This is a genomic window from Streptomyces sp. 1114.5 (assembly GCF_003635085.1).
In the GTDB taxonomy this organism is placed as follows: domain Bacteria; phylum Actinomycetota; class Actinomycetes; order Streptomycetales; family Streptomycetaceae; genus Kitasatospora.
Map to the genome: position 1 here is coordinate 615908 of NZ_RBXE01000002.1, position 21982 is coordinate 637889.

Annotated in this window: 19 protein-coding genes and 1 pseudogene; 3 read left to right on the plus strand and 17 right to left on the minus strand. The window is 69.7% G+C overall.

All coding sequences use genetic code 11. The features are described from left to right. Positions 1 to 67: 67 nt before the first annotated feature. From BX285_RS26180 to BX285_RS26225, 10 genes are all read right to left on the minus strand, one after another. Positions 68 to 1285 carry a M6 family metalloprotease domain-containing protein gene (locus BX285_RS26180; RefSeq protein WP_121178392.1) on the minus strand — a complete coding sequence of 406 codons (1218 nt, stop codon included), beginning with the start codon at positions 1283 to 1285 and terminating at the stop codon, positions 68 to 70. 182 nt (positions 1286 to 1467) lie between these two features. Next, positions 1468 to 2733, minus strand: a complete 1266-nt coding sequence (locus tag BX285_RS39545) for an aldehyde dehydrogenase family protein (RefSeq protein WP_121179022.1) — start codon at positions 2731 to 2733, stop codon at positions 1468 to 1470. Between the two features lie 164 nt (positions 2734 to 2897). Next, positions 2898 to 3464: a hypothetical protein gene (locus BX285_RS26190; protein ID WP_183107228.1), complete on the minus strand. Its 567-nt coding sequence runs from the start codon at positions 3462 to 3464 to the stop codon at positions 2898 to 2900. 179 nt (positions 3465 to 3643) lie between these two features. Beyond that, positions 3644 to 4822 carry a M6 family metalloprotease domain-containing protein gene (locus BX285_RS26195; protein ID WP_097235661.1) on the minus strand — a complete coding sequence of 393 codons (1179 nt, stop codon included), beginning with the start codon at positions 4820 to 4822 and terminating at the stop codon, positions 3644 to 3646. A 42-nt stretch (positions 4823 to 4864) separates the two neighbouring features. After that, on the minus strand, positions 4865 to 6148 hold the full coding sequence (locus tag BX285_RS26200) for an alpha/beta hydrolase (protein ID WP_259470794.1): 1284 nt from the start codon (positions 6146 to 6148) through the stop codon (positions 4865 to 4867). Beyond that, the gene (locus tag BX285_RS26205) at positions 6145 to 7152 is read right to left on the minus strand and encodes an ABC transporter ATP-binding protein (RefSeq protein WP_257032338.1); all 1008 of its coding nucleotides are present in this window, start codon (positions 7150 to 7152) and stop codon (positions 6145 to 6147) included. Before BX285_RS26205 ends, BX285_RS26200 begins: the two co-directional genes overlap by 4 nt. Before the next feature lie 26 nt (positions 7153 to 7178). Beyond that, the gene (locus tag BX285_RS26210) at positions 7179 to 7991 is read right to left on the minus strand and encodes an ABC transporter ATP-binding protein (RefSeq protein ID WP_097235659.1); all 813 of its coding nucleotides are present in this window, start codon (positions 7989 to 7991) and stop codon (positions 7179 to 7181) included. Beyond that, complete coding sequence (locus BX285_RS26215; RefSeq protein WP_097235658.1) at positions 7988 to 8980, minus strand: ABC transporter permease; 993 nt, start codon at positions 8978 to 8980, stop codon at positions 7988 to 7990. Before BX285_RS26215 ends, BX285_RS26210 begins: the two co-directional genes overlap by 4 nt. Continuing rightward, positions 8977 to 9858: an ABC transporter permease gene (locus BX285_RS26220; protein WP_097235657.1), complete on the minus strand. Its 882-nt coding sequence runs from the start codon at positions 9856 to 9858 to the stop codon at positions 8977 to 8979. Before BX285_RS26220 ends, BX285_RS26215 begins: the two co-directional genes overlap by 4 nt. After that, the gene (locus tag BX285_RS26225) at positions 9855 to 11540 is read right to left on the minus strand and encodes an ABC transporter substrate-binding protein (protein ID WP_259470795.1); all 1686 of its coding nucleotides are present in this window, start codon (positions 11538 to 11540) and stop codon (positions 9855 to 9857) included. The genes BX285_RS26220 and BX285_RS26225 overlap by 4 nt, the downstream gene beginning before the upstream one ends. Before the next feature lie 438 nt (positions 11541 to 11978). Here BX285_RS26225 and BX285_RS26230 point away from each other — a divergent pair, with 438 nt between their 5' ends. After that, on the plus strand, positions 11979 to 12782 hold the full coding sequence (locus BX285_RS26230) for a hypothetical protein (RefSeq protein ID WP_121178394.1): 804 nt from the start codon (positions 11979 to 11981) through the stop codon (positions 12780 to 12782). 126 nt (positions 12783 to 12908) lie between these two features. Here the strand turns inward: BX285_RS26230 and BX285_RS26235 are convergent. The 7 genes and pseudogenes from BX285_RS26235 to BX285_RS26255 form a co-directional block, all read right to left on the minus strand. After that, positions 12909 to 13580, minus strand: a pseudogene (locus BX285_RS26235) (transposase); the annotation flags it as partial. 99 nt (positions 13581 to 13679) lie between these two features. Beyond that, the gene (locus tag BX285_RS37965) at positions 13680 to 14816 is read right to left on the minus strand and encodes a DUF5994 family protein (protein WP_310794238.1); all 1137 of its coding nucleotides are present in this window, start codon (positions 14814 to 14816) and stop codon (positions 13680 to 13682) included. Between the two features lie 82 nt (positions 14817 to 14898). Continuing rightward, positions 14899 to 15108 (minus strand): hypothetical protein, encoded by a 210-nt coding sequence (locus BX285_RS36900; protein ID WP_143685673.1) that lies wholly within the window; start codon positions 15106 to 15108, stop codon positions 14899 to 14901. 399 nt (positions 15109 to 15507) lie between these two features. Beyond that, the gene (locus BX285_RS39550; protein WP_398901186.1) at positions 15508 to 15744 is read right to left on the minus strand and encodes a DUF5994 family protein; all 237 of its coding nucleotides are present in this window, start codon (positions 15742 to 15744) and stop codon (positions 15508 to 15510) included. Between the two features lie 837 nt (positions 15745 to 16581). Then, positions 16582 to 17535 carry an IS481 family transposase gene (locus BX285_RS26245; RefSeq protein WP_121179024.1) on the minus strand — a complete coding sequence of 318 codons (954 nt, stop codon included), beginning with the start codon at positions 17533 to 17535 and terminating at the stop codon, positions 16582 to 16584. 425 nt (positions 17536 to 17960) lie between these two features. Beyond that, positions 17961 to 19028, minus strand: a complete 1068-nt coding sequence (locus BX285_RS26250) for a methyltransferase (RefSeq protein WP_183107230.1) — start codon at positions 19026 to 19028, stop codon at positions 17961 to 17963. Between the two features lie 128 nt (positions 19029 to 19156). After that, positions 19157 to 20377 (minus strand): cytochrome P450, encoded by a 1221-nt coding sequence (locus tag BX285_RS26255; protein WP_183107231.1) that lies wholly within the window; start codon positions 20375 to 20377, stop codon positions 19157 to 19159. A gap of 398 nt (positions 20378 to 20775) precedes the next feature. On the opposite strand from BX285_RS26255, the gene BX285_RS38675 reads away from it, so the two are divergent. Both BX285_RS38675 and BX285_RS26260 read left to right on the plus strand, forming a co-directional pair. Further along, the gene (locus BX285_RS38675) at positions 20776 to 20910 is read left to right on the plus strand and encodes a hypothetical protein (RefSeq protein WP_257032335.1); all 135 of its coding nucleotides are present in this window, start codon (positions 20776 to 20778) and stop codon (positions 20908 to 20910) included. 161 nt (positions 20911 to 21071) lie between these two features. Beyond that, positions 21072 to 21971 carry a SagB/ThcOx family dehydrogenase gene (locus BX285_RS26260; RefSeq protein ID WP_183107232.1) on the plus strand — a complete coding sequence of 300 codons (900 nt, stop codon included), beginning with the start codon at positions 21072 to 21074 and terminating at the stop codon, positions 21969 to 21971. Positions 21972 to 21982: the final 11 nt, after the last annotated feature.

A 21982-nucleotide genomic window follows, 5' to 3' on the forward strand; every position in this document is an offset into this window, starting at 1 on the left:
GATGCGGTCGGCGCCTGTCGCACCGGCCGCACCGCCCGTTGGTCGGAGGCGTTCCGGTGCTACGGGGTCACCACTTGTACGTCCAGAGGGTGTCGGTGGACGCGTCGGAGGCGTTCACGTAGATCCGGATGCGGGCGGTGTCGTCCTGGAACCACTGGCCGGGTTGCCAGGTCTGCATGTCCAGCGTGGCGCAGTTCCCGGCGGGTGGGACGGCTTTGGGGTTGGTGACCACCTGGATCGGCCCGTTGCCGGTGGTGATGGAGGTGTCGACCTTGTAGATGACGACGCCGGTGGCGCAGGCGCTGGAGTCGTTGTAGGCGGCCTTGCGGGACTCGGCGACGTAGGCGGTGGTGGCGCTGGTCTTGATCACCGCCAGCCGGTAGCCGCTGCCCCCGTACTCCAGCCCGGTCAGGGTGGTGGTGTACGTGTTCGCCGTGTCCAGGCAGGACACCTGGCTGTCGGTGATCCACCCGAACTTCCACGCCTCCCAGCCGAAGTTCAGCGGGGCCGGTCCGGAGATCTTGCCCATGAGGTCCCAGCCGCCGACGTACTGGTTCAGTTCCCCGCTGAAGGCGTACAGGTCGGGCAGGCCGAAGGTGTGGCTGGTCTCGTGGTCGGCGACCTTGTATCCCCAGGACCACATGTCCTGGCCGAAGGTCACCGCCCAGTGGATCAGTACCCAACTGCTCGTCGGCGGGTTCCAGACCCAGGTCGGGGAGGCGGGGTCCTGGATGAAGGTCGGGGAGTGGCCGATCGCGGTCGCGGTGGTGGTGGGCACGACGTAGAACATGTCGTACTGGGAGAGGTCGACGCCGGCGTTGGCCGCGGCGGTGAGCGCGTCCTTCACGTAGACCTGGTGCGTGGACCAGGAGAAGCCGCGTTCCCAGTTGTAGTCCGTGGAGTTCTTCGGCATGTGGACCCAGTTGGCGTACGGGACCTGGATGTCCAGCGTGGTCTGGCCGTAGGAGGCGTTCCGCATCCAGTCGTTGGCGCCCTTGAGCGTGTCATAGTACGACGTGAGGGGCAGGGCGGTGCCGGCGGCGTCGGGGAAGTCGACGTAGATCAGGCCGATGCGCTTGATGCCGATCGGGTTCTGGAACCGGGTGTAGTCGGTCTGCTGGCCCTCGTCGGTGTACCCAGTCGTCCCCTGCAGCGCGCAGGCGGAGGTGCTGCCGTTGTACGCGTGGGCGGGGTGCGCGGGGACGACGACCAGGGCCAGCAGGGCGGCCAGGACGAGGATGAGCGCTGCCGACAGGGGGCGCCGGGGTCTGACTGAGGGGTCCATGGGGGCCTCCGAAGGGATCGATCCGGTGACGAGCCCTGCTGGCTGCGCCCTGGCGGGTAGTCAGCCGGGTGTCCTGTGCGCTCCCGGGTACGGTCGGCTACTGCCGCCGTGCGGGAAGCGTGCAGGCTATCGTCCGGATCGATCATTGCCTTCGGTAGCTCCCAGCCCTCCATCACGTTGCGTTATGGAATCGGAGACCTCCCTTCCGAAGCCCTCTGGGCGTGATCACCTGGGTGCTCCGCCGGGCGGCATCGTGACGGTTCGCTCGGCGGTGAAGAACTGCAGCGCGGCGGTGCCCTGTTCGCGGGGCCGTGGATGGCCGCCTTGGCGCCGCCGAACGGCAGGTGGAAGTCGACACCGGTGGAGGGCGCGTTGATCCGGATCATGCCTGCGTCCAGGCGGTCGACTGCGGTCAGCGCCAGGTCCAGGTCCTGGGTGTGCACGGAGGTGGCGAGGCTCTGGGGACTGGAGTTGGCCCTTGTGATCGCCTGGTCCAGGTCCGCCGCGGGCAGCAGGATGGCCAGTGGGCCGAAGAACTCCTCGGTCAGCAACGGGTGCTCTTCCGGGACGCCGGTCAGCAGGGTCGGCTCCAGGAACCATCCCGGCGCGTCGATCCGCTGTCCGCCGGTCACCGTCTCGGCCCCGGCGGCGCGGGCCGAGTCGACCGCGTGGGTGAGCCGGGAGAGCGCGGACTCGTTGATCACCGGGGCGAGTTCGACGTCTGCCAGGGCCTTGGCGATCGCGGCGCGCAGCGGCCGGTACGCGTCACCGACGGCGATCACCCTGCTGGTAGCGGTGCACTTCTGCCCGGCGTATCCGGCGATCGCGGCGGCCAGGTGGGCGGCGGCCTGCTCGATGTCGGCGTCGGGCAGCACCGGCGCGGCGTTCGCGCCGCCCAGTTCTGCCTGTACCGGTACTCCGCGGGCAGTCGTGGTGGCGACGACGGCCCGGCCCACGGCGGTCGAGCCGGTCGCCAGGTCCCCGCTGACGGCCGCCTTGTAGAGCGCCACCGTGGCGTCGGGCAGGGCGTTGGGGTAGCCGGCGATCCAGCCGACGGCGCCGGCCAGGGCCAGCTCCAGAAGCACGTCGTCGGAGCCGATCACCAGGTCCAACGCGGGGGCGAGTTCGGCGAGTTGGTAGGCGCGGCGGACATCGCCGGTGAACTCCTTGACCGCGACGATCGAGCCCTCTGCGTGCAGCTGGGCGAGCAGCGTGGGGGCCGGGTTGACCTTGGTGTCGACGGGGTTGTTGTAGGCCACGATCGGCACGCCGGTCTTGGCCACCTGCGAGCCGTTGGGGACGACGCCGTCGCAGCCGTTGTCGACCAGCCAGCGGACGTGCTCAGCGTAGGCGTCGTAGTCGACGGACAGGTCGGGGCGCAGCGGCAGCGCGGTGGCGACCATGATGCCCCGCCAGGGCCGGGTGGCGTCATGCGATGCGAAGGACATACGAGAAGTCCTTGTGGGGTGTGACATTTTATTGGCGGGCAAGGGATGGCTTGGGTGATGCCGGCCACTGGGCTCACTGGTCGGCGAGTTGGGCCAGGGGAACGGGGCAGGCCAGCGGTCGGCGGCCAGCGGTCGGCGGTCGGCGTCGGGTGCCGGTCGGCCGGTCAGGCAGGCGACGGCCAGGCCGCACATCCAGCCTTGGCACCAGCCCATGCCGGCGCGGGTGAGGAGCTTGGCGGTGCGGGGGGCGCCGGCGCCAGGTCGGCCACGGCCGCGCGGATGCGGCCGGTCGGGACCTCCTCGCAGCGGCACACGTCCGTGCCGTCGTGCAGCCAGGCGGTCCAGCCGGTGCCGGGGCAGTGGGCGGCGCCCGTGAGTTCCGCGAAGGCGCGGCGGCGGGCGCGGTGGCGGCGAGCGGCAGCCGGCGCCGGGCGTGCGGCCACTGCGTACGCGGCCAGTTCGCCCTCGGCGATCGCCAGGTCGGCGCCGCCGATGCCGCAGGTCTCGCCAGCCGCGTACGGGCCCGGCAGGCTGGTGCGCTGCCAGTCGTCCACGGCCAGGGCCCGCACGCCATCCGCGGTGATTGGCGAGCCGAGGTAGTCGCTCGCCTCGATGACCGAGGGCACGTCGGCTCCGGCCGCTGCCAGGGTGGCCACGACGGCGAGCAGCAGCGGCCCGCTGCCGGCGACGACGATCCGTCGGCCGGGCAGCGCGAGGCCGCCCTTGAGCATGGCCTGGGCGCCTCCTGCGGTGACCGCGCCGGGCAGGGGAACGATGCCCGGCGGGCCGGGACCGGCTCCCGGCCAGGTGTCAATCCTGGCCGGGAGTGTTCGCGCCGGTCGGAGCGAAGCTGCTGTGGGGGTCTCCCTGCAGCGTCACGGCGCGAGCTGAGGGGCGGTCACCGCCGGCTCTACTGCTTGGTGACCTGGATGGTGTCGGAGAGCGGACCCTTGCGCAGCACGTCGATCTTCACCCCGGTGGCGGGGTCGGTGAAGGACTGGCCGGGCTGGTAGGCGGCCATGTCGAGAGCGGTGCAGCCGCTCGGCGGGGTCGCGCCCGGGTTGCCGTTGACCACCTGGACGGGCCCGTATCCCGTCTGGGTGGAGGTGTCGACCTTGTAGATCAGCACGCCGGTGGAGCAGGCTTTGGCGTCCCCGGCGACGGCTCGGCGGGATTCCGCGACGTACGCCGTGGCCTCACCGGTGCGGACCATGGCGATCTTGGTTCCGCCGGGGCGTTCGACGGCCTTCAGGTGGACGGTGCGACTGCCGGAGGCGGGCAGGCAGGCGACCTGGCCGTCGTCGATCCAGCCGAACTTCCAGCGCTCCCAGCCGGTGTGCTGCGGCGCCGGGCCGGCGATGTTACCCATGAGGTCCCAGCCGCCGACGTAGGGGTGGACGTCGGTGCCGGTGAAGGCGTAGAGGTCGGGCAGTCCGAAGGTGTGGGAGGTCTCGTGGTCGGCGACCTTGTATCCCCAGTGGTACATGTCCTGGCCGAAGGTGATCGCCCACTTGATCCGGGTGCCGTCGGCGGTGATGCCGGCGGTGGTCGGGTCGTAGAGGTAGGTGGGCGAGAAGGTGATCGCGGAGGCGGACTTGGTGGGGACGATGTACAGCATGTCGTACTTGGAGAAGTCCACGTACGGATCGGCGGCCTGGACGGCCTGCTTCACGTACAGCTCCTGCTCGTCGAACGTGATGCCGCGCTGGAATCCGTAGGAGGCGGAGGTCTGCGGCATGGTGATCCACCGCTTCAGCGGATCGATGTCGAGGCGGAGCTTGCCGTAGGAGTCCTGCTTCATCCACTCCTGCGCGGGGGCGAGTTCGCGGTAGTAGTCGTCGACGGATCCGGCGGCCGGTGCGTCGGAGAAGTCGACGAACAGCATCAGCACGTGCTTGGTGCCCAGGGGCTGCTGGAACTGCGTGTGGTCGGTGTTGTGGCCTTCGTCGGTCCAGCCGGTCTTCCCAGGCAGGGCGCAGCCGGAGGCGGGCGCGACGGTGGTGGCCCGGGCGGTATCCGCAAGGGCCGGGGTGGTGGCGACCAGGGGGAGGGTCGCGGCAAGTACGGCGGCGAGGGACTCGAGTCTCATCTCTTCGTTCCTTTCCCACCGCGGGGGCGGGGTGGTGGGGGATCAGATGCGCGCGGCGGCAAGGTCCATCAGGCGGGCGAGGACGCGGTGGCCGGAGGCGGTGACCCCGTCGTGCTCCCACTCGTTGGTGACCCAGGTGCGCAGGGAGCCGACCGTGCGGGCGGTGCGCAGGGACAGGCCGGCGTCCACGTACATGTCGTCGTGGTAGATGGCGGCGGCGATCGGGACCCGGTTCGCGGCGAGTCGGACCGGGTCGTACAGGGCGGGCCAGTCGGTGCGTTCGGCGAGCAGGTGGACGGCCTCGGCGAACGGGCGCAGCCCGGTGATCTCCTCGAACGTCCAGGGGTGGAACATCTCGCCGGTGAACAGCAGGGGGTCGGCGTCCTCGGCGAACTCGGGACGGGTGGCTATGGCCCGGGCGGCGGCCCAGCCGGTGGCGGCTCCGGGGCGGCCGTAGATCGACTCCTGGAGGGCGGCGAAGAGCGGGTTGTCGGTGAAGGCGGTCAGGTTCATCACCTGGTGCAGGAAGGTGGCCGAGGGCTCGCCGTCGAGGTCGAGTGCCTCGTCGAGCAGCCAGTGCAGGCGCTCGAAGCCGTCTCCCATGCCGAGCATCAGGCCGAGGGTGCGCAGCCGTCGTACCGTGAGCCGGTCGCCGTCGGGCAGGTGGACCGGGCTCCGGTCGAGGAGATCGGCCAGCCTGCACACGAGTTGGCGGTCGCCGGGGTAGCGGGCGTAGTACGCGGTCGTCTTCTCCCGGACCCGGGGGTACGTGGCCGCGTAGACGTCGTCGGCGGTGGTGTCGAGGCCGGGCAGGCCGCCGGTGATGTAGCAGGCGCGCAGGCCTTCGGGGGCGAAGGAGAGGTAGCTGAGGGTGACGAAGCCGCCATAGCTCTGTCCGAGGGTCTCCCATGGCTCGTCGCCGCATAGTTGGCGGCGGATCAGTTCGGCGTCGGCGACGATCGAGTCGGCGCGGAAACGGGCGAGGTGGTCGGCCAGCGCGCCGGCCGAGGGGAACCGGGCGGCGGTCCTGGCGGTCAGCGGTGTGGAGCGGCCGGTGCCACGTTGGTCCAGCAGCAGCACCCGGTGGCTCCTGAGCGCGTGGCCGAGCCAGCCGGAGGTGGCGTTCAGCGGGCGGGGGGACTTCCCGCCCGGGCCGCCTTGGAGGTAGAGCAGCCAGGGCAGCCGGTCGTCGGCCCGCGCCGGATCGACGACCTCCCGGGCGAACACCTCGGTGGTTCCCCGCGCGGGGTCGGTGTGGTCGAGCGGCACGTCGAAGGCGTGGTCGGTGATGGCGAGCCCGGACAGCCGGTACTGGGCGCGGATCACGGCGTCCTCTCGGGGTAGTGGCAGGCGACTTGCTGTCCGAGGGCGATCGTCCGCAGCTCGGGGCGTTCGGCGGCGCAGAGTTCACCGGCCTTGGGGCAGCGGGTGCGGAAGCGGCAGCCGCTGGGCGGGTCGAGCGGGCTGGGCAGGTCGCCGTGGAGCACGATCCGCTCCCGCCCGCGTTCGGCGTCCGGGTCGGGCAGGGGCACGGCGGACAGCAGGGCGTGGGTGTACGGGTGCGCGGGGTGGGCGAACAGGGTGTCGCGGTCGGCGGTTTCGACGACCGATCCGAGGTACATCACGGCGATCCGGGTGCTGATCTGGCGCACGGCGCCGAGGTCGTGCGCGATGAACAGGTAACTCAGCCCGTACTCGTCCTGCAGGTCCTTGAGCAGGTTGAGGATCTGCGCCTGGACCGAGACGTCGAGGGCCGAGACCGGTTCGTCGCACACCACCAGCTTCGGGCGCAGGGCCAACGCCCGTGCGATGCCGATGCGTTGGGCCTGTCCGCCGGAGAACTCGTGGGGGTTCCGGTCTGCGTGTTCCGGTCGCAGCCCGACCCGGGTCAGCAACTCCTCGACCGGTTCGCCGGGTTCGAGGCCCTGGTAGCGGGAGGGTGCGGTGAGGATCTGGCGGACGCTCTGGCGGGGGTTGAGCGAGGAGAAGGGATCCTGGAAGACCATCTGCAGCTCGCGGCGGAGCGGGCGCAGGGCCGTCTCGTCCAACCCGGCCAGGTCTTGCCCGGCGAAGTGGATACTGCCCGAGGTGGGCCGTTCCAGGCGGGTGATCAGTTTGGCGACGGTGGACTTGCCGCATCCGGATTCGCCGACCAGGCCGAGGGTCTCGCCGGGCCCGACGGTCAGGGAGACTCCGTCGACGGCTGCGACGTGGCCGGCCAGCCGCCGCGTCAGACCGTGGCGGACCGGGAAGCGCTTGACGAGGTTCCGCGTTTCGAGCAGAACGGTGCGACCGCCTCCTTCCGCTGCCCGCCGGTCCGCCTCACTCACCGTGCTCCTCCTGATGGCTCGCTCGCTCATGTGGTGGCTCCCAGGGTGGGCAGCCGGTCCGGCAGGGGTCCGTCGATGCGCGGGACGCAGGCGAGCAGGCCGCGGGTGTACGGCTCCCGCGGCCGCTGGAAGACGTCGCGCACCGGGCCGCGTTCGACGGCGCGGCCCTGGTGCATCACCACGACCTGGTCGGCCAGCCCGGCGACCACGCCCATGTCGTGGGTGATGAGCATGATGGCCGTGCCGGCCTCCTCCCGTAGCTCGCGCAGCAGTTGGAGGATCTGCGCCTGCACGGTGACGTCGAGCGCGGTGGTCGGCTCGTCGGCGATCAGCAGGTCGGGTTCCAGGCACAGCGCCATCGCGATCATCACGCGCTGGCGCATTCCGCCGGAGAACTCGTGCGGGTACGAGCGGGCCCGTCGTTCCGGCTCGGGGATGCCGACCCGGTCCAGCATGCGCACCGCGACCCGGTGCGCCGCTCTGCGTCCGGCGCGGTGGTGCGCCCGGTAGGCCTCGGCGATCTGGAAGGCCACCGAGTAGTACGGGTTGAGGCAGGACAGCGGGTCCTGGAAGACCATCGCGATCCGGTTGCCTCGCAGTCGGCGCAGCGAGCGCTGGTCGAGTGCGGTCAGCTCCCGACCGTCGAAGTGGATCTCGCCGCTGACTCGGGCGTCACGCAGCAGGCCGAGGACGGCCAGGCTGGTGACCGACTTGCCGCTGCCGGACTCGCCGACCACGCCGAGCACCTGCCCCGCGTCCAGGTCGAGGTCGAGACCGTCCACGGCGCGGACTCCGGAGCGGAACTCCACGGCCAGGTCACGTACTGTCAGCAGGGTCATCCGAGGGCCCTCACTCTCGGGTCGAGCACCGCGTACACCAGGTCCACCAGCAGGTTGGCGAGCACCACGAAGGAGGCCGCGAACAGGGTCACCCCGAGGATCACCGGCTGGTCGGCGGAGGCGATCGCATCGGCCGCCAGCTTGCCGACGCCGGGCAGGCCGAACACCGACTCGGTGATCAGCGCACCGCCGAGCAGCGCGCCCAGGTCCATGCCGAAGATGGTCACGACCGGCATCAGGGCGGGCCGCAGCGCGTGCCGCCGTACCACGGTGACTTCGGCCAGACCCTTGGCGCGGGCGGTGCGCACGTAGTTCTGGCCGAGGCTCTCCAGCATCTCGCTGCGGGTGACCCTGGCGTAGATCCCGGCGTACAGCATGGCGAGGGTGATCCAGGGCATCACCATCGACCGCGTCCAGCCGACCGGGTCGGCGGTGAACGGCACGACCTGCGGGTACGGCAGCAGTTCGAGCCGCAGCACCAGCAGGTACTGCAGCACCAGGGCGGTGAGGTAGATCGGCAGCGACACCCCGCCGAGGGCGGCCGTCATCGCGGCCCGGTCCCACAGGCTGCCGCGGCGCAGGGCCGAGACCACCCCGGCGCCGACGCCGACGGTGAGCCACAGCACGGCGGCACCGATGGCGATCGAGAAGCTGACGGGCAGCCTGCTGGTGAGCAGCTGCCACACCGGCTGGTCGGTCTGGAAGCTGAAGCCCAGGCACGGGAAGGGGCAGTTGACGGCCTGCGCGCCGCTGCCGTACGTCCGGCCGGAGACGATGCCGGCCAGGTAGTCGCCGAACTGGGTGAGCGGCGAGTGGTTCAGCCCGAGGGTGGTGCGGATCTCGGCGATCCGCTCGGGGCTGCACGCCTTGCCGCAGGCGCCCTGCGCCGGGTCGGCGGGCATCAGGTAGAAGACGGCGAAGGTGGCGGCGCAGATCACCAGCAGGATGGCCGCCGTGACGGCCAGTCTGCGCAGGAGGTAGAGGATCATCGTCGCTGGCTCCGGGGGTCGAGCGCGTCACGGACGGCGTCGCCGAGCACGTTGAAGGCGAGCACGGTGACGAACAGGAAGACGCCGGGGATCAGGAAGTAGGCAGGGTCGGCGGCGTACCAGGGCACCGCGGTGGCGATCATCTGGCCCCAGGAGGCGGTGGGGGCCTGGACGCCAACGCCGAGGAAGGACAGGCCGGCCTCGGTGGCGATGTAGCCGGGGATCGACATGGTCGCCACCACCAGCACCGGTCCGGTCAGGTTGGGCAGCACCTCGCGCAGCAGCAGCGCCCGGCGGGAGGCGCCGAGCACCCGGGCGGCCGCGACGAACTCGCCCCGCGCGAGCACCATCGCCTGCCCGCGCACGATCCGGCCGACGTACGGCCAGCCGAAGAAGCCGAGGACCACGACCAGCAGCAACCGGCGGTCCGTGCCCGGCGCCGCCGAGATCAGCGCGATCATGAAGATCAGGCTGGGGAAGGACAGCAGCAGGTCCATGGTGCGTCCGATCGCGGTGTCGACCCACCCGCCGAAGAACCCGGCGACCAGGCCCAGCGCCGTGCCCACCACCACCGAGAACACGGTGGCGAGCACGGCGATCAGCAGGGACACCTGTGCGCCGTACACCACCCGGGCGAGCACGTCCCGGCCGTTGACGGGCTCCACGCCCAGCCAGTGCCGGGCGCTGATCCCGCCCGCCGCGCCCCGCGGCAGGCCGCCGAGCGCCGGGTCCACCGCGTCGCCGTGGAAGGCCGTCGGCGAGCTCCCGGCGATCCAGGTGATCAATGGCGCGGCGAGCGCGACCAGGACCAGCCCGGCCACCACGGCCAGCGCCAGGACTGCCGAGCGCTGGGCCAACAGCCTTCGGATGACGGTCACTTGCGCAACCCCAGGGAGACCAGGTCGAGCCTGCCGACATAGGCGACCTGCCCGTACGCTCCGGTGACGTTCGGACCGACGAGGATCGGCGCCTTGTCCCACAGGAACGGCACCACCGGGGCGTCCCGCATGATCTGCTCGGCCAGCTGGCCGTACGCCGCCTGGGCCGCGGCCGGGTCGCCCATGGCGGCGATCGTGTCGATCTGCGCGTCGACGGTCGGGGAGTCGTACTGCGCGTAGTTGTTGTTGCCCTGGGCGGTGATCAGGCGGCCGTCGAACACGATCGGCAGGTACGTCGAGGCGCCGGGCCAGTCCGGGGACCAGCCGGCGATCACCAGGTCGTGCTCCTGGGAGGTGTTGCCGACGGTGCTGTAGAAGGCGGAGGAGCTGATCTCGTTGATCTTCACGGTGATGCCGGCCCGGCCGAGCGAGGCCTGGACCGCCTCGGCCTGTGCCTTGCCGGTGGCCGTGGCGGGGGCGTCGAGGGTCAGGGTGAGGTCGGAGGCGTGGCCCGCTTCGGCGAGCAGCGCCTTGGCCTTGTCCGGATCACCCTTGCCGTCCTTGCTCGGGTAGGGGTCCTCGGCCGGGTAGCCGAGGGACGGTGGCAGTAGGCTGGTCGCCAGGTCGCCGGCGATCGGGCCGCCGCGGGTGGTGCGCAGGGCGTCCTTGTCCAGCGCGTAGGCGACGGCCTGGCGCACCCGGACATCGTCGAGCGGCTTGTGCCTGGTGTTGATGCTCAGGTAGCGGGTGTTGATCGAGTCGCCGGTGACCAGCCGGCTCTTCAGCCGCGGGTCGTTCAGTACCCGCCCGACCGAGGCTGGGCCGATCGGCTCCATCGCGACCGCGTTCGCGTCCTCCCCCTGGCCGGCGATCAGCCGCTGGTCGACCACGGCGGCGTCCAGGCCCAGGTCGATGACGACCTTGTCGGGCATGGCTTTGCGGACGGTGTCGGCGGCCGGGTCCCAGTCGGTGTTGCGGACCAGGGTGAGCTGCTTCTTGGGGTCGAAGCCGTCGATCTTGTACGGGCCGGAGGAGAACGGGCGGGAGTCGTAGTTGACGCCGGTGTCCTTGTCCTGCGGTACCGGGGCGAACATCGGCAGCGACGCCGCCGAGCCGAAGTCGGCCACCGGCTGCTTGAGATGGAAGACGACGGTGTTGTCGTCGGGGGTCTCGATCGAGGCGAGCCCGGCGGGATCCTTGTACGGCCCCTTGTAGCTGTCGCCACCCACCAGCCACATCCGGGCGTACGGGGGGCCTTCGGGCAGCTCGGCGGCGAAGGTCCGCTCCACGCCGTACTTGACGTCCGCGCTGGTGATCGGCCGGCCGTCCTCGAACTTCACACCGGGCTTGAGCGTGAAGGTCCAGGTCCTCGCACCGTCGCTGGGGCGCCCGGTGTCGGTGGCCAGGTCGGGCACGATCTTCCCGCCCGCCTGCCCCGGCGCGGCGGCGAAGGTGGTCAGCGTCCGGTAGATCAGTCGGCTCACGTCCTGCGAGGACGTGACGTAGTTACGTGCCGGGTCGAGATGCTCCAGGTCGAGGGTGGACAGCACGTGAAGCGTGCCGCCCTTCACCGGGGCCGCACTCGGTCCGCCGGCGACGCCGCTGTCGGATCCCGTGCACCCGGCAACCGACAGCAGCCCCAGGGCCGCACCGAGGGCCAGCCCGACTCTTCGCTGTCTCACGTCTTCTCCTTGCACGATGTGACATTTCATGCGTGGGAGAAGAGTGACCGACCGGGGGACGTCCCAGAAGATCCCAGTGCACCATCACATCGTGTTATGGCCTTCGCACGGGACCTCGCCGTAGATGTCGTAGACGTGCCCGGGGTCGAACTGTCGCTGCCGAGGCCTGAGTTATCGGGCGGGAGGGTTCGGTGCGTTGACGGCGTACCAGGCGTGGCGGTGGTAGTTGGTGGTGATGCGGTTTCCAAGAGCCGGCTCACCGAGACCGCCCGCAAGCTGAGCTTCCTCGGACACGTGCGTTCAGCGGGTGTCCGAGTAGTCGGGGCGGGGGCGGGGTCGGGACGGCGGGGCGCCTCATAACACGTCGTTATGGGGAAATGGATGCTGGCGGAGCCACCCGCCTGCTCAGCATCCTGTCCTGGAGGCCGCCACCCACCCATGGAAGTGATGATGATGCGTGCGAGGAAATGGGCCACCGTCTGCGCAGGATTCGTGACGTTCGCGGCGTCGATACTCGCCGGCACCACGGCCAAGGCCTCCGTGAGCCCCGGAGGTGGGGCGGACAAGGCAGGTGGCACTGCGGGATCGGTTCACAACCAAGGCCGGGTGAATCTCTATACCCCGGCCTCGAACCAGATCGTCGAGCTGTCGACCAGCTTCGTGGTCCCGCCGATGCCGTCCAAGGTCGGCACCACCTTCCTCTGGCCCGGACTCGAGCCCGTCGACAACGGGGTGAACTTCGAGCCGATCGGCAAGGGGGTGCTGCAGCCGGTCCTGACCTGGGGGCCGAGTTGCGCGCCTGCGGCGGGCAAGCCTGCTGAAGCGTACTCCTCGTGGTGGATCTCCGGACAATATGTCAACACGCTGGGGAGCCAGCCCGGGGACCAGGGATGCTTCTCGGGAGTGGCAATGCTGGTGAAGCCCGGTGACAAGTTGGAGGTCGACCTGAAACTGGAGTCGGCCAGTGGCCAGTGGGTCCAGACCATCGGCGACAAGGGGAAGCGAGTCTCCTTCAGCTTCGACCTCCAGGGCCAGGCCCAGGACCGCGTGATGTTCTACATCGAGAACTACGACGGCGCCCCGTACGCCGGTCCGCTCTCCTTCTCGCACACGACGGTCACTTTCGCGAAGGCGGACAGCAGCACCTGCCTCAGTTGGGCTGCGGTGCCCGGCGTGTCCGGCGTGCGATCAGCCAAGCACGGCCGCAAATGCGTCATCAACACCGCGACCGTCGCCCTCTGACCGGTTTGCTCGCCAGGCGGCCATCCCCGAAATCGGCCACCCGCGCTCATGGCCTCGTCAGAGTTGCTCACCTTGGTTCCCCGCCTGTGGGCGGCTGGAGCCACGCAGCCTGGGCTCGGCCGACCCGCATGTCTGGGTGATCGCCGGCGGCCATACCGTCTCGATGGCTTCGGGCAGGCCCGTCAGGCCGTCGCAGACGACCATGCACACGTCCTGGACGCCGCCTGGACGCCCCGGTTCTTGATCTCTGTCAGCACCTGGAGCCAGTACTTGACGCCCTCGCCGCCGTCGCCGGCCCACAGGCCGAGGATGATGGTGGAGATGGTGTCTTGGACACGCTCGCGCCGTAGACCTCCGCCAGGTGGGCGGAGATGTCGCCGTGCGTCAGGCCGCGCGCGGACAGCGACAGCACCATCTCTCGTCCACGCCGGTCAGGCGGCGCTGCCGCTTCTTGACGATCTGCGGCTCGAAGCTGCCCTCCCGGTCGCGAGGCACCTCGATCTCGACCGGGCCGACCTCGGTCAGGACGGTCTTCGGCCGTACTCCGTTGCGCGAGTTCCCGCTGCCGGCCCCGGCCGGGTCGTGCTTCTCGTATCCGAGGTGGTCGGTGATCTCGCCCTCCAGGGCGGACTCCAGCACGCGCCTGGTCAGCTGCTGCGGCAGCCCGCCCTCACCGGTCAGCTGCAGGCCACCCGCCCGGGCCCGGTCGACCAGCTGGGCGATCAACTGGTCGTCCAACAGGTCCGCCGGCGGCTCGACCGGCCGGACCTCTTCAACCGCCTCAACGGAGACAGTCACGTCGCTCATCAGGTGCTACTTCCATGATCGGGAGTTGCACCGTTCAAAGTGCAGACCCTGTCTGGCCGGTATCGCCGACTCCTGTCTACGAGCGAAACGCTAGACCCGCCCACAAGGAATGTCTACTCCGGCGAGCATAGATTTTGCGGCGTCCGGGTGTGAGGTAATCTGTCGCTGCGCGGCGGCGGCAACCCCCCGGGCCGCCGCCGCGCGCGCCAGAATCGCGACCCTGCCCGACCAGGCGTTCAGGTCGACCCTGAACCTGGCGTGGCGGCCGCTGCGAATGCGCGGTGCTGCCCGTTGGGCGAGCTTCCGCACGGTACCGGTGACGGCCATTGCCCGGTCCGGGTCAAGCCGCGGTGGTGAGGTCGGCGTGGCCGAACAGCGGCGCGTAGCCGTGGGGAAGGTCGGCGAGGAGACGGTCGTGAGCTGGGTCGCCTGCCAGGGCGGCGAGGGCGTAGGAGACGTCCCCGCGGGCGCCGTGAGGCTGGTGTTCAGGGCTCGGGCGACGGCTTCGATGACCCGCATGCGCGCCGACCTGTCACTGGACGCGCTGGAGACGGCGTTGTGGCGGCGGAAGATATTCATCGACATCGTCGGACTGGCCGGCGTACTGGTCGTGCTCCGCCGTCCGGTTCCGGCACCCGCGCGGGCCATCGCGGCCAGGGCCGCCTCCAGGCTCGCCTGCGGGGGGACGGCGAGCAGGCTGAAGTGATCGCGGTCGCCCCGCGTGACGATCACGGTGTCGTCGCCGACCCGGATACCGGTCGATGTGCACCGACCGGCCGTCGACGACCAGGCGGGCCGGGACGTCGTCCCAGGCTTCCGCGTCCAGGCCGACGCTCGCCGCGGGCCGGAGTGTTCAGTCAACGCCCTTACCAAACCGGGGAGTTCGGCGCCGACGTCCCGTGACCGCGGCCACCATGCGCCGTCGAGCACACCCTCGCGCGACTGTGTGGTCTCCAGACGCAGCAGGACGGTCCCCGGCTTCGCGGCCTGCCGGAACCGGTCCGGCAGAAGTCCCGGGAACACGGCACCGGTTTCGTCCGACATGGCGCGCCATCTGTCCGTGGACGCACGCCGGCCCGCCGAGCGAGGGCCGACCAAGGGGAACGGCGGCCGGGCCGTCCCATATCCCCACGGTACCCCGCCCGTACCCCGCCGACCCGGCCGGTGGGGACAGCCCGTGCGGGGTGCCGGTCTCTCAACGCCATTCGATCGCGAACAGGGCGGCATCGTCGCTCGTGCGACCCGCTGCTCGATGAGCGGTCCCGGAGACGTGAGCCCATATCCACGGCGAGGAGCGGACCCCCGGCGTCTAGGAAGCAGGCTCGCCCCAGTTGACGCGTTCTACGGCATGAGGCGGGAACGACACCCGAGATCCGTCCGCCTGAGTGACGTGCACCCATCCGCGCTCGTCGATGCGAACTATGCCCTTGACCGACTCGCCCAGCGCGACGCCGGGGCTGACATATCCCGCCTCGTGGGCCAGATGCACCGTCCCGGGGTTCGCTTCGAGGCTTGCCATGACCCGATTGTCCAGGTCCGATCCCGGGTCCGCCACCGGAGCCCTGTCGTGCCGTGCACCCGTCCGACCCTCACGGCCCGCCCCCAGGGGGCCCGGTGCCCACCCCCGTGCCCTGGTCAGGCCGGGCCGCCGTCCGGTGCGCCCGACCGCATCCGAGCGGAGCGCTGCGGATGCGTCGGTGCCGGTGCGGGCATTGGCCGGGGCGGGCGCCGAGGTCGTCAGCCACTCGGCGGCGGCCGAGGCCTCGGCCTCGGGGGAATTACCAGGAGCTGCAGGCGGAGCGGGACGAAGGAGCACACCATCACCTCGTCCGCGTCCTGCTCCTGCTCGAACCATCCGACGTGGATGACGTGACCTTCGACGGGACCCGCCGGGGGATGACCAGCCGATGTGTCGGATTCACGGTGACAGGTGTGATCTTCCCCTGTGTGGGGCCAGTGCTGCCGCCAGCGGGGGGAGTTCGTGCAGGAGGTCGTGCGAGCGGGGCCGCCGGGCGCCGTCCAGTCGTCCCGGGGTGGCTCCTTCCGGTGTCAGTGCGAGGCGCACCGGCGGTTCCGGCCCCGGTGGCTGGGCAGTCCTTCCACCGTCGGCTCCCTGCCTTGCCTCAAGATGGACCGGCGAACGTCTCACCAGCACTTCCCCTGTCCCGGCATGGCGCCGGCCCTGGCCCGCGGCACTTCAGCCAGGCAGGATCTTGCCGCTGTCGGGTGCGGCCCAAGATATTTATCGGATGACGGTCAAACATGAGCGTGCGGTAATTTTTGAAAAAGAATTCATGTGCAAGAGGTGCTCGGATTCCAGCAGTGCGGAGTATTCTGGAAAGTGCCGGGAGAAGTAACCGGTGGGACGATCGCGAGGAGGCGAATATGTGGATCAATGAGGCAGGATTCCTGGATCCGCGACTCGTGATCTCGCGAGTGTCTGCCCTTTCGGTGGGAAGATCGTAGGGTTGCGGGGGCGTGGATTCAGATCCTGTTGTCCCGGTCGGTGTTACGTTTGCGCAGGCCGGAAAGGTCACCTCCGCAGCAATGCGGGGCGGCCTTTTTTGTGGGGCGGTCGAGTGTAATGGTCTGCGTGGGAGGCCGGTGGCTCCCGTCACTATGTCTGTCGGTGGACGATGCAGAATTCCCTGATCTGGAGCCGACCGTCGCGGCCGCGCTGTTCCGAAGAGCGACATCGGGGGCTCTGGAGCGGAGGAAGTCTCATTGTCCTGGGTGAGCGGATCACTTTCGATCTCCCGCTCGCGTGCTGGCTCTCACGCGCTTCTCACGGATTGGGTGTCATGGGGTGGCATCAGGCGTCATGGAGGTTGGACGTGAAGGGCCCTGACACACTTCATTCCGTCGATCAAGTGCGCGCCGACAGACCCGCTTCTGAAGTCAGGCAACCAGCCGCCCACCTCGCCTGGCACCGGGCTCGATAGCTGGTCGCCGCCCACGACGACTTCCCCGGTGGGCGGCGGCTTCTGCGGCGCTAGGTGTTCTGTCCCGTGAGGTTGGGGATGCGGCTGGCGGGTGGCTTGCCTGCGAGTGCGGTGTGTCCGCGGTGGTGATTGTAGGTGTGGAGCCAGGCGGGGTAGGCGTCGCGGCGTTCTTGCTCGGTTTGGTAGGGCCTGGCGTAGGCCCATTCGTCGAGCAGGGTGCGGTTGAAGCGTTCGACCTTGCCGTTGGTCTGCGGCCGGTAGGGCCGGGTTCGCTTGTGGGTGATCCCGGCCTGGGCCAGGACGTCGCGCCATGGGTGGGACTTGTAGCAGGCGCCGTTGTCGGTCAGCACGCGCTGGACGGTGATCCCGGCCTGGGCGAAGAAGTCCTGGGCGCGGGTCCAGAACGCGGCGGCGGTGTCCTTGCGCTCGTCGGCCAGGATCTCGCTGTAGGCCAGGCGGGAGTGGTCGTCGACGGCGTTGTGGAGGTAGCTGTATCCGGTCCCGGAGCGGGTCCTGCGGCCGGCCTGGCGGCTGAGCACCCTGTGGCCGCCGCCGTCTGGGATGTTGCCGAGCTTCTTGATGTCGACGTGGACCAGCTCGCCGGGCGCGGAGTGCTCGTAGCGTCGGATGACGCGGCCGGTGGCGCGGTCGAGGTGCGCGAGTCGGGCGAGCCGGTAGCGAGTCAGGACCCGGTGCACGGTGGCCGGGTTGAGCCGCAGCAGGTAGGCGATGCGGGCCGGTCCCCAGCGGCGCAGGACGCGGACCTTGACGATCCGCCGCTCGGTGTGGGTCGGGGTCCGGCGGGGGCTGTGGTGAGGGCGGCTGGAGCGGTCGCTCATGCCCGCCTTGCCGTGGGCGCGGTAGCGGTCGGCCCAGCGCTTGGCCGTGGTCGGTGAGACTTGGAAGCGTTCGGCGGCCCGCCGCAGTGGCCAGCCGTCCTCGACGACGCAGCGGGCCAGGCGCAGGCGTCCGGTCTCGGTCGACGGTGCATTAGAGTGCGGTATGAGGGCCTTTCTGGCGCTGGGGTAGATGTCGCAATCCACACCTGGCCAGAAGGCCCTCACTCATTTCAAGATCACCTGACCGTGAGCCCCGTCACCAACCCTCCGTGGTCAATACAGCTAGTGCAGGCCCGCGGGGGTGCTGGGGCTTCGGAACAGGGTGTCGGTGGTGGCCTCGGCGGTGCCGGCGGGAATGTCGGCACGGGCGGCAAATCCACCGGGCTGTTCCGCCGCTCCGGCGGGCCGTCAACCGCCCGTGGTCGAATGGCAGCCCCGCATCGGGACCTCGGCCTGGTTGCTTCAGCTCGCCCGTAGCGACCAGGCCTCGTCTTGCAAGCAGGACGAAGTCACTGTCGACAGAGCGGTGCTCCCGGTTGCCACTCGGACCGAAGGGGCCGATCTGCGTATCCGTCTCAGGTTTCAGAGGCTCACTTCGGACGGGCGGTGAGTAGCCACTGAGGCGGTAGAAGGTCCTTGGCGTCGTCGAGCACGAAGCCGTAAGTGTCGAGGAGCTTCTCCCACTCGGGCAGCGTGTGTACGCGCCCTCCGCAGTTCACCATGACCTCGATGTCGACGAAGCGTCCCCAGTCGTACTCGTTGCCCGGGGTGATCACGGACTCGATGAGGAAGAGCCGGGCGTCCTTCCGGTCGCCGATGGCTGCGCGGATGCTCAGCAGGGTCTCGGCGGCCACCGTTTCGTCGAAGCAGTGCAGGGTGTTCTTGATCAGGTAGGCGTCCGCCTGGGTCGGGACGTCCCGAGGTAGTGCTCCGGCGAAGAGCTCGACCCGCTGGGACAGCTGGCCCTGCGTCAGGCCGGGATGGGCCTCTTCCAGCACCTTCGGGCGGTCCATGAGGACGCCCTTCAGCGACGGGTGGGCGTCGAGGATCGCTCGGAGGAGAGTGCCGTTGCCGCCGCCGAGGTCTGCCACGGTGTCGAACTGGGCGAAGTCGACGGCCTTGAGCAGAGCTAGCCCCACCCCCGCGGTGAGCGGCGCCCAGGCCCCCTGGTAGATGGTGCCCAGCTCGGGTGATCGGTCGAGGTAGTCGAAGAACGCCGTACCGTTGGCGGTCTGGAAGCTGGGCCGGCCCGTCTTGAGCACGTCCAGGATGCCGGCGAACGATCGGGTGGTGGGCTCCGATCCGAGCAGCAGGGTGAGGTCGCGCAGGCTGAGGTCGACGCCGCTGCTCAGGTGGTGTGCCATGGGGGTGAGGGTGAAGCAGCCGTCCTCCGTTTCCGCGAAGACGCCGACGCCGGCTGCGGCGCGCAGGCAACGCCGGAGCGGATCCGTCAGGACGCCGCAATCCTGCGCGAGGTCCTCGACCGTGCGGGGGCCGGCCTGGAGTAGGTCTGCCACTCCGAGATGGGCCAGGGCGAGCAGTGGCTGGGTGATCCACTTGGCTGCGATGAGTTGCATCAGGCGTAGATGCGGGGGCATCCAGGCGGGGAAGAGCAGGTCGGCCGGGGTAGCCGGGTTGGTGTCCTGGTGTGCGGGCACAGTGACTCCCTGAGTACGTCGGGCTGTCGTTACGCGTTGCATGGTGGGCTTGCATCGATGGCTGGTTCCCGGGCGGCTTGGTGCTCGGCTGCGCGGGGTGTACGGGCGAGTGCGGCCTCGGGGCGCGGTCAGCGGGAGAGCACGACCGGGAGCCGGCTCATGCCTCGCATCACCATGTTGTGCCGCCAGGGGAGTTCCTCGTACGGGCCGTCCAACTGCACGTCCGGGAAGCGGGAGAAGAGTGAGAGTACGGCGATCTTCGCTTCCATCCGCCCGAGGGCGTGACCCAGGCAGTGGTGCGCGCCGTGGCCGAAGGACAGGTGCCCGGTGGAGGTGCGGCCGAGGTCAAGCCGGTCCGGGTGGTCGAACTGTCGCGGGTCGCGGTTCGCCGCGCCGAAGAGTACGAGCACGGGATCTCCGGCCGGGATGAGGACGCCTGCAACCTCGATCGGTTCGGTGGGGAAGCGCCAGGTGGCGGACTTGACCGAGCCTTCGAACCGCAGTAGTTCCTCGAGCGCGCCGTCGATCAGCTCAGGGTCCTGCCGCAGCCGGGCCAGCTCGGTGGGGTGCTGCAGGAGGGTGGCGATCGCGTTGGCGATGAAGTAGCCGGTGCTCTCGTGGCCGGCGAAGAAGAGCTGGAAGAGCAGGGAGTTGAGCTCGTCGGTCGAGATCTCCATGCGCCTCTCCGCGGCGAGCAGCAGCGCCATGAGCCCATCGGGGGAGACAGCCTGCGGATCGGCCATGAGGTCGCCGAGGTACGCCGCGAGCGACTGGATGACGTGGAGGAAGACGTCGTCGTGCTCCGCGTCGCCGCGCAGGACCTGCAGCCCGAGATCGCGGAACAGGACGGCCCCGTCGGTGGGAAGGCCGATGAGCTCGACCAGGACCAGGATCGTCAGCGGGAGAGCGAAGTCGGTGAGGAGGTCGGCGCGCTCACGGTCGGCGAGATCGTTGAGTAGCGCGTCGGTGATCTCCTGGACGCGGGTCTCCAGCGATCGCAGCCGACGAACCGTCAGAGCGGCCGACATGACCTTGCGCATGCGAGTGTGGTCCGGCGGGTCGGTCGCCAGCAGATGGCGGCCGTACAGCGACTGCTTCTCCTCCGTGGCCAGGGACAGCAGCACCCCGCGGACTTCCGAGGTGGTGGAGGCTGGTTCGATGCTCAGCCTGCGGTCGATCAGGAGTGCGCGAGCCTCCTCGTAGCCGCAGACTACCCAGGCCAAAAGGCCAGGAGCGACCTCCAGTTGGTGGATCGGCCCGGCTTCGATCAGGCGGCGGTACGCGACGTACGGCGCTGCGGCGAACTCCCTCCGGAACGGTTGCGGTAGCACGGGGACGGGCGAGGCCATCTGAGTCTCCTTCGTCTGGGAGCACGGGGGGAACCGGACGGTTCGAGTGCGGTGAGCTGCAGGCGCATGCCGATCAAGGGCCGGAAGTCCCGAGCTGGGCGATCCGGGCCGGCACGCAGGCCCGACCGCGCGATGCCACAGATATTCGTCTATCACGACCAGTCGAGTGCAGGTCGGCGTAAGCATTCGAATGATCTTCGATTCGCATATGTTGTTCAGGGCCCGTTGACCACAACCTGCGTTCGTTAGAGAGTCATTCCGGGCGGTCCGCGAAGGACTGATCGCCCAGGAACACGGCTCGCCGAATCAGGGATTCCGTTTACGGGTGCATCCCGTGGTAGCCGTTTCCTCAGGACAGGCCGTCAGGCCGATGTTTCCGCCACAAGGAGGTGAAACAAATGGAGCTTCGTTCTCAGGCCAGGGTCGAGCACCGCAACGCCACGGCGCAGGTCACCCTCACTGGTGGGCGTGACGAGGAGATCGTGATTCCGGGCACCTGCTGCTGCTCGGCCGCGATCGTCCGCGAGAGCTGAGCCGGCCCAGCCGGGTGAGGTAAGCCGAGCAGGCCAGGGCCCGGCCTGCTCGGCCTTGCCCGAATCCTCCAATCAGCCCGGCCTGACGTCAGCCGCACCCGGCCGGGTAACTGAAAAGGTGATCCCGATTGTCTGATACTTCTCCGGGCACCGCCTCCGGGGTGCGCGATTCCCTGATAACGACGGAAACCCGCGAGGTCAGCCCCAGCGTCCGTTCTGTCGGACTGCGAACGCACCCGCTTCGCTTCGACAACCTGTCGAGTGCGAATGTGCTCCCGCGTACCGCCGAGGAATTCCTCATAGCCAGCAGGAATGTTCGGCACGACCGGGAAACGCAGCTCTCCGTCGCCCACTATTTCTCCGATCCCGTCACCATCGCACTGGCCCAGGCCTCCAAGAAACCTGGGGATGGCTCGGAACGCATCGCCCTGCCCGAAGCACAGCCACCGGCGGCGGACCTGGCGGACGCGATCGCAACCAGGCGCAGCGCCCGGCAGTTCGCGAGGGGACCGCTCTCACTGGAACAGGTCGCGACCCTGCTGCGCTACGGCAACTCCGAGACAGCGGAGGTCCTCGCACCGCTCGACGGCGGCGGCGAGGCAGTGCTGCGTCTACGGACCGCTCCGAGCGCCGGCGGCCTGTATCCGGTGGAACTGTGGGTCGCGGCCCTGGACGTCACCGGTCTTGCGCGCGGTGTCTACCGCTATCTTCCCCACGAGGACGCACTGGAGTTGTGGGCCGGCGCGGACACCCTGCAGCCGCTGCTCGACTCGTGCGTCGACCTGGGCCCCGGCGGGCTGACTGCCTCCGCCTCGGCGGTTCTTCTCTTCGTGGGGAGCCCCTGGCGCTCGATGCGGAAGTACGGTCCGCGCGGCATGCGCTTCCTGCTGCACGAGACCGGGGCGATCTCCCAGAACGTCCACCTCACGGCCACCGCGCTCGAAGTCGGCAGCCTGGACTACTCCGGCTACTTCGACGACGAGACCCACCGGGCACTGGGCGTCGACGGCGTGTTCCGAGCCGTCGTCCACCTCGTGCTCCTCGGCGCCGTCGCCCAGTAGCCCCTGACCGC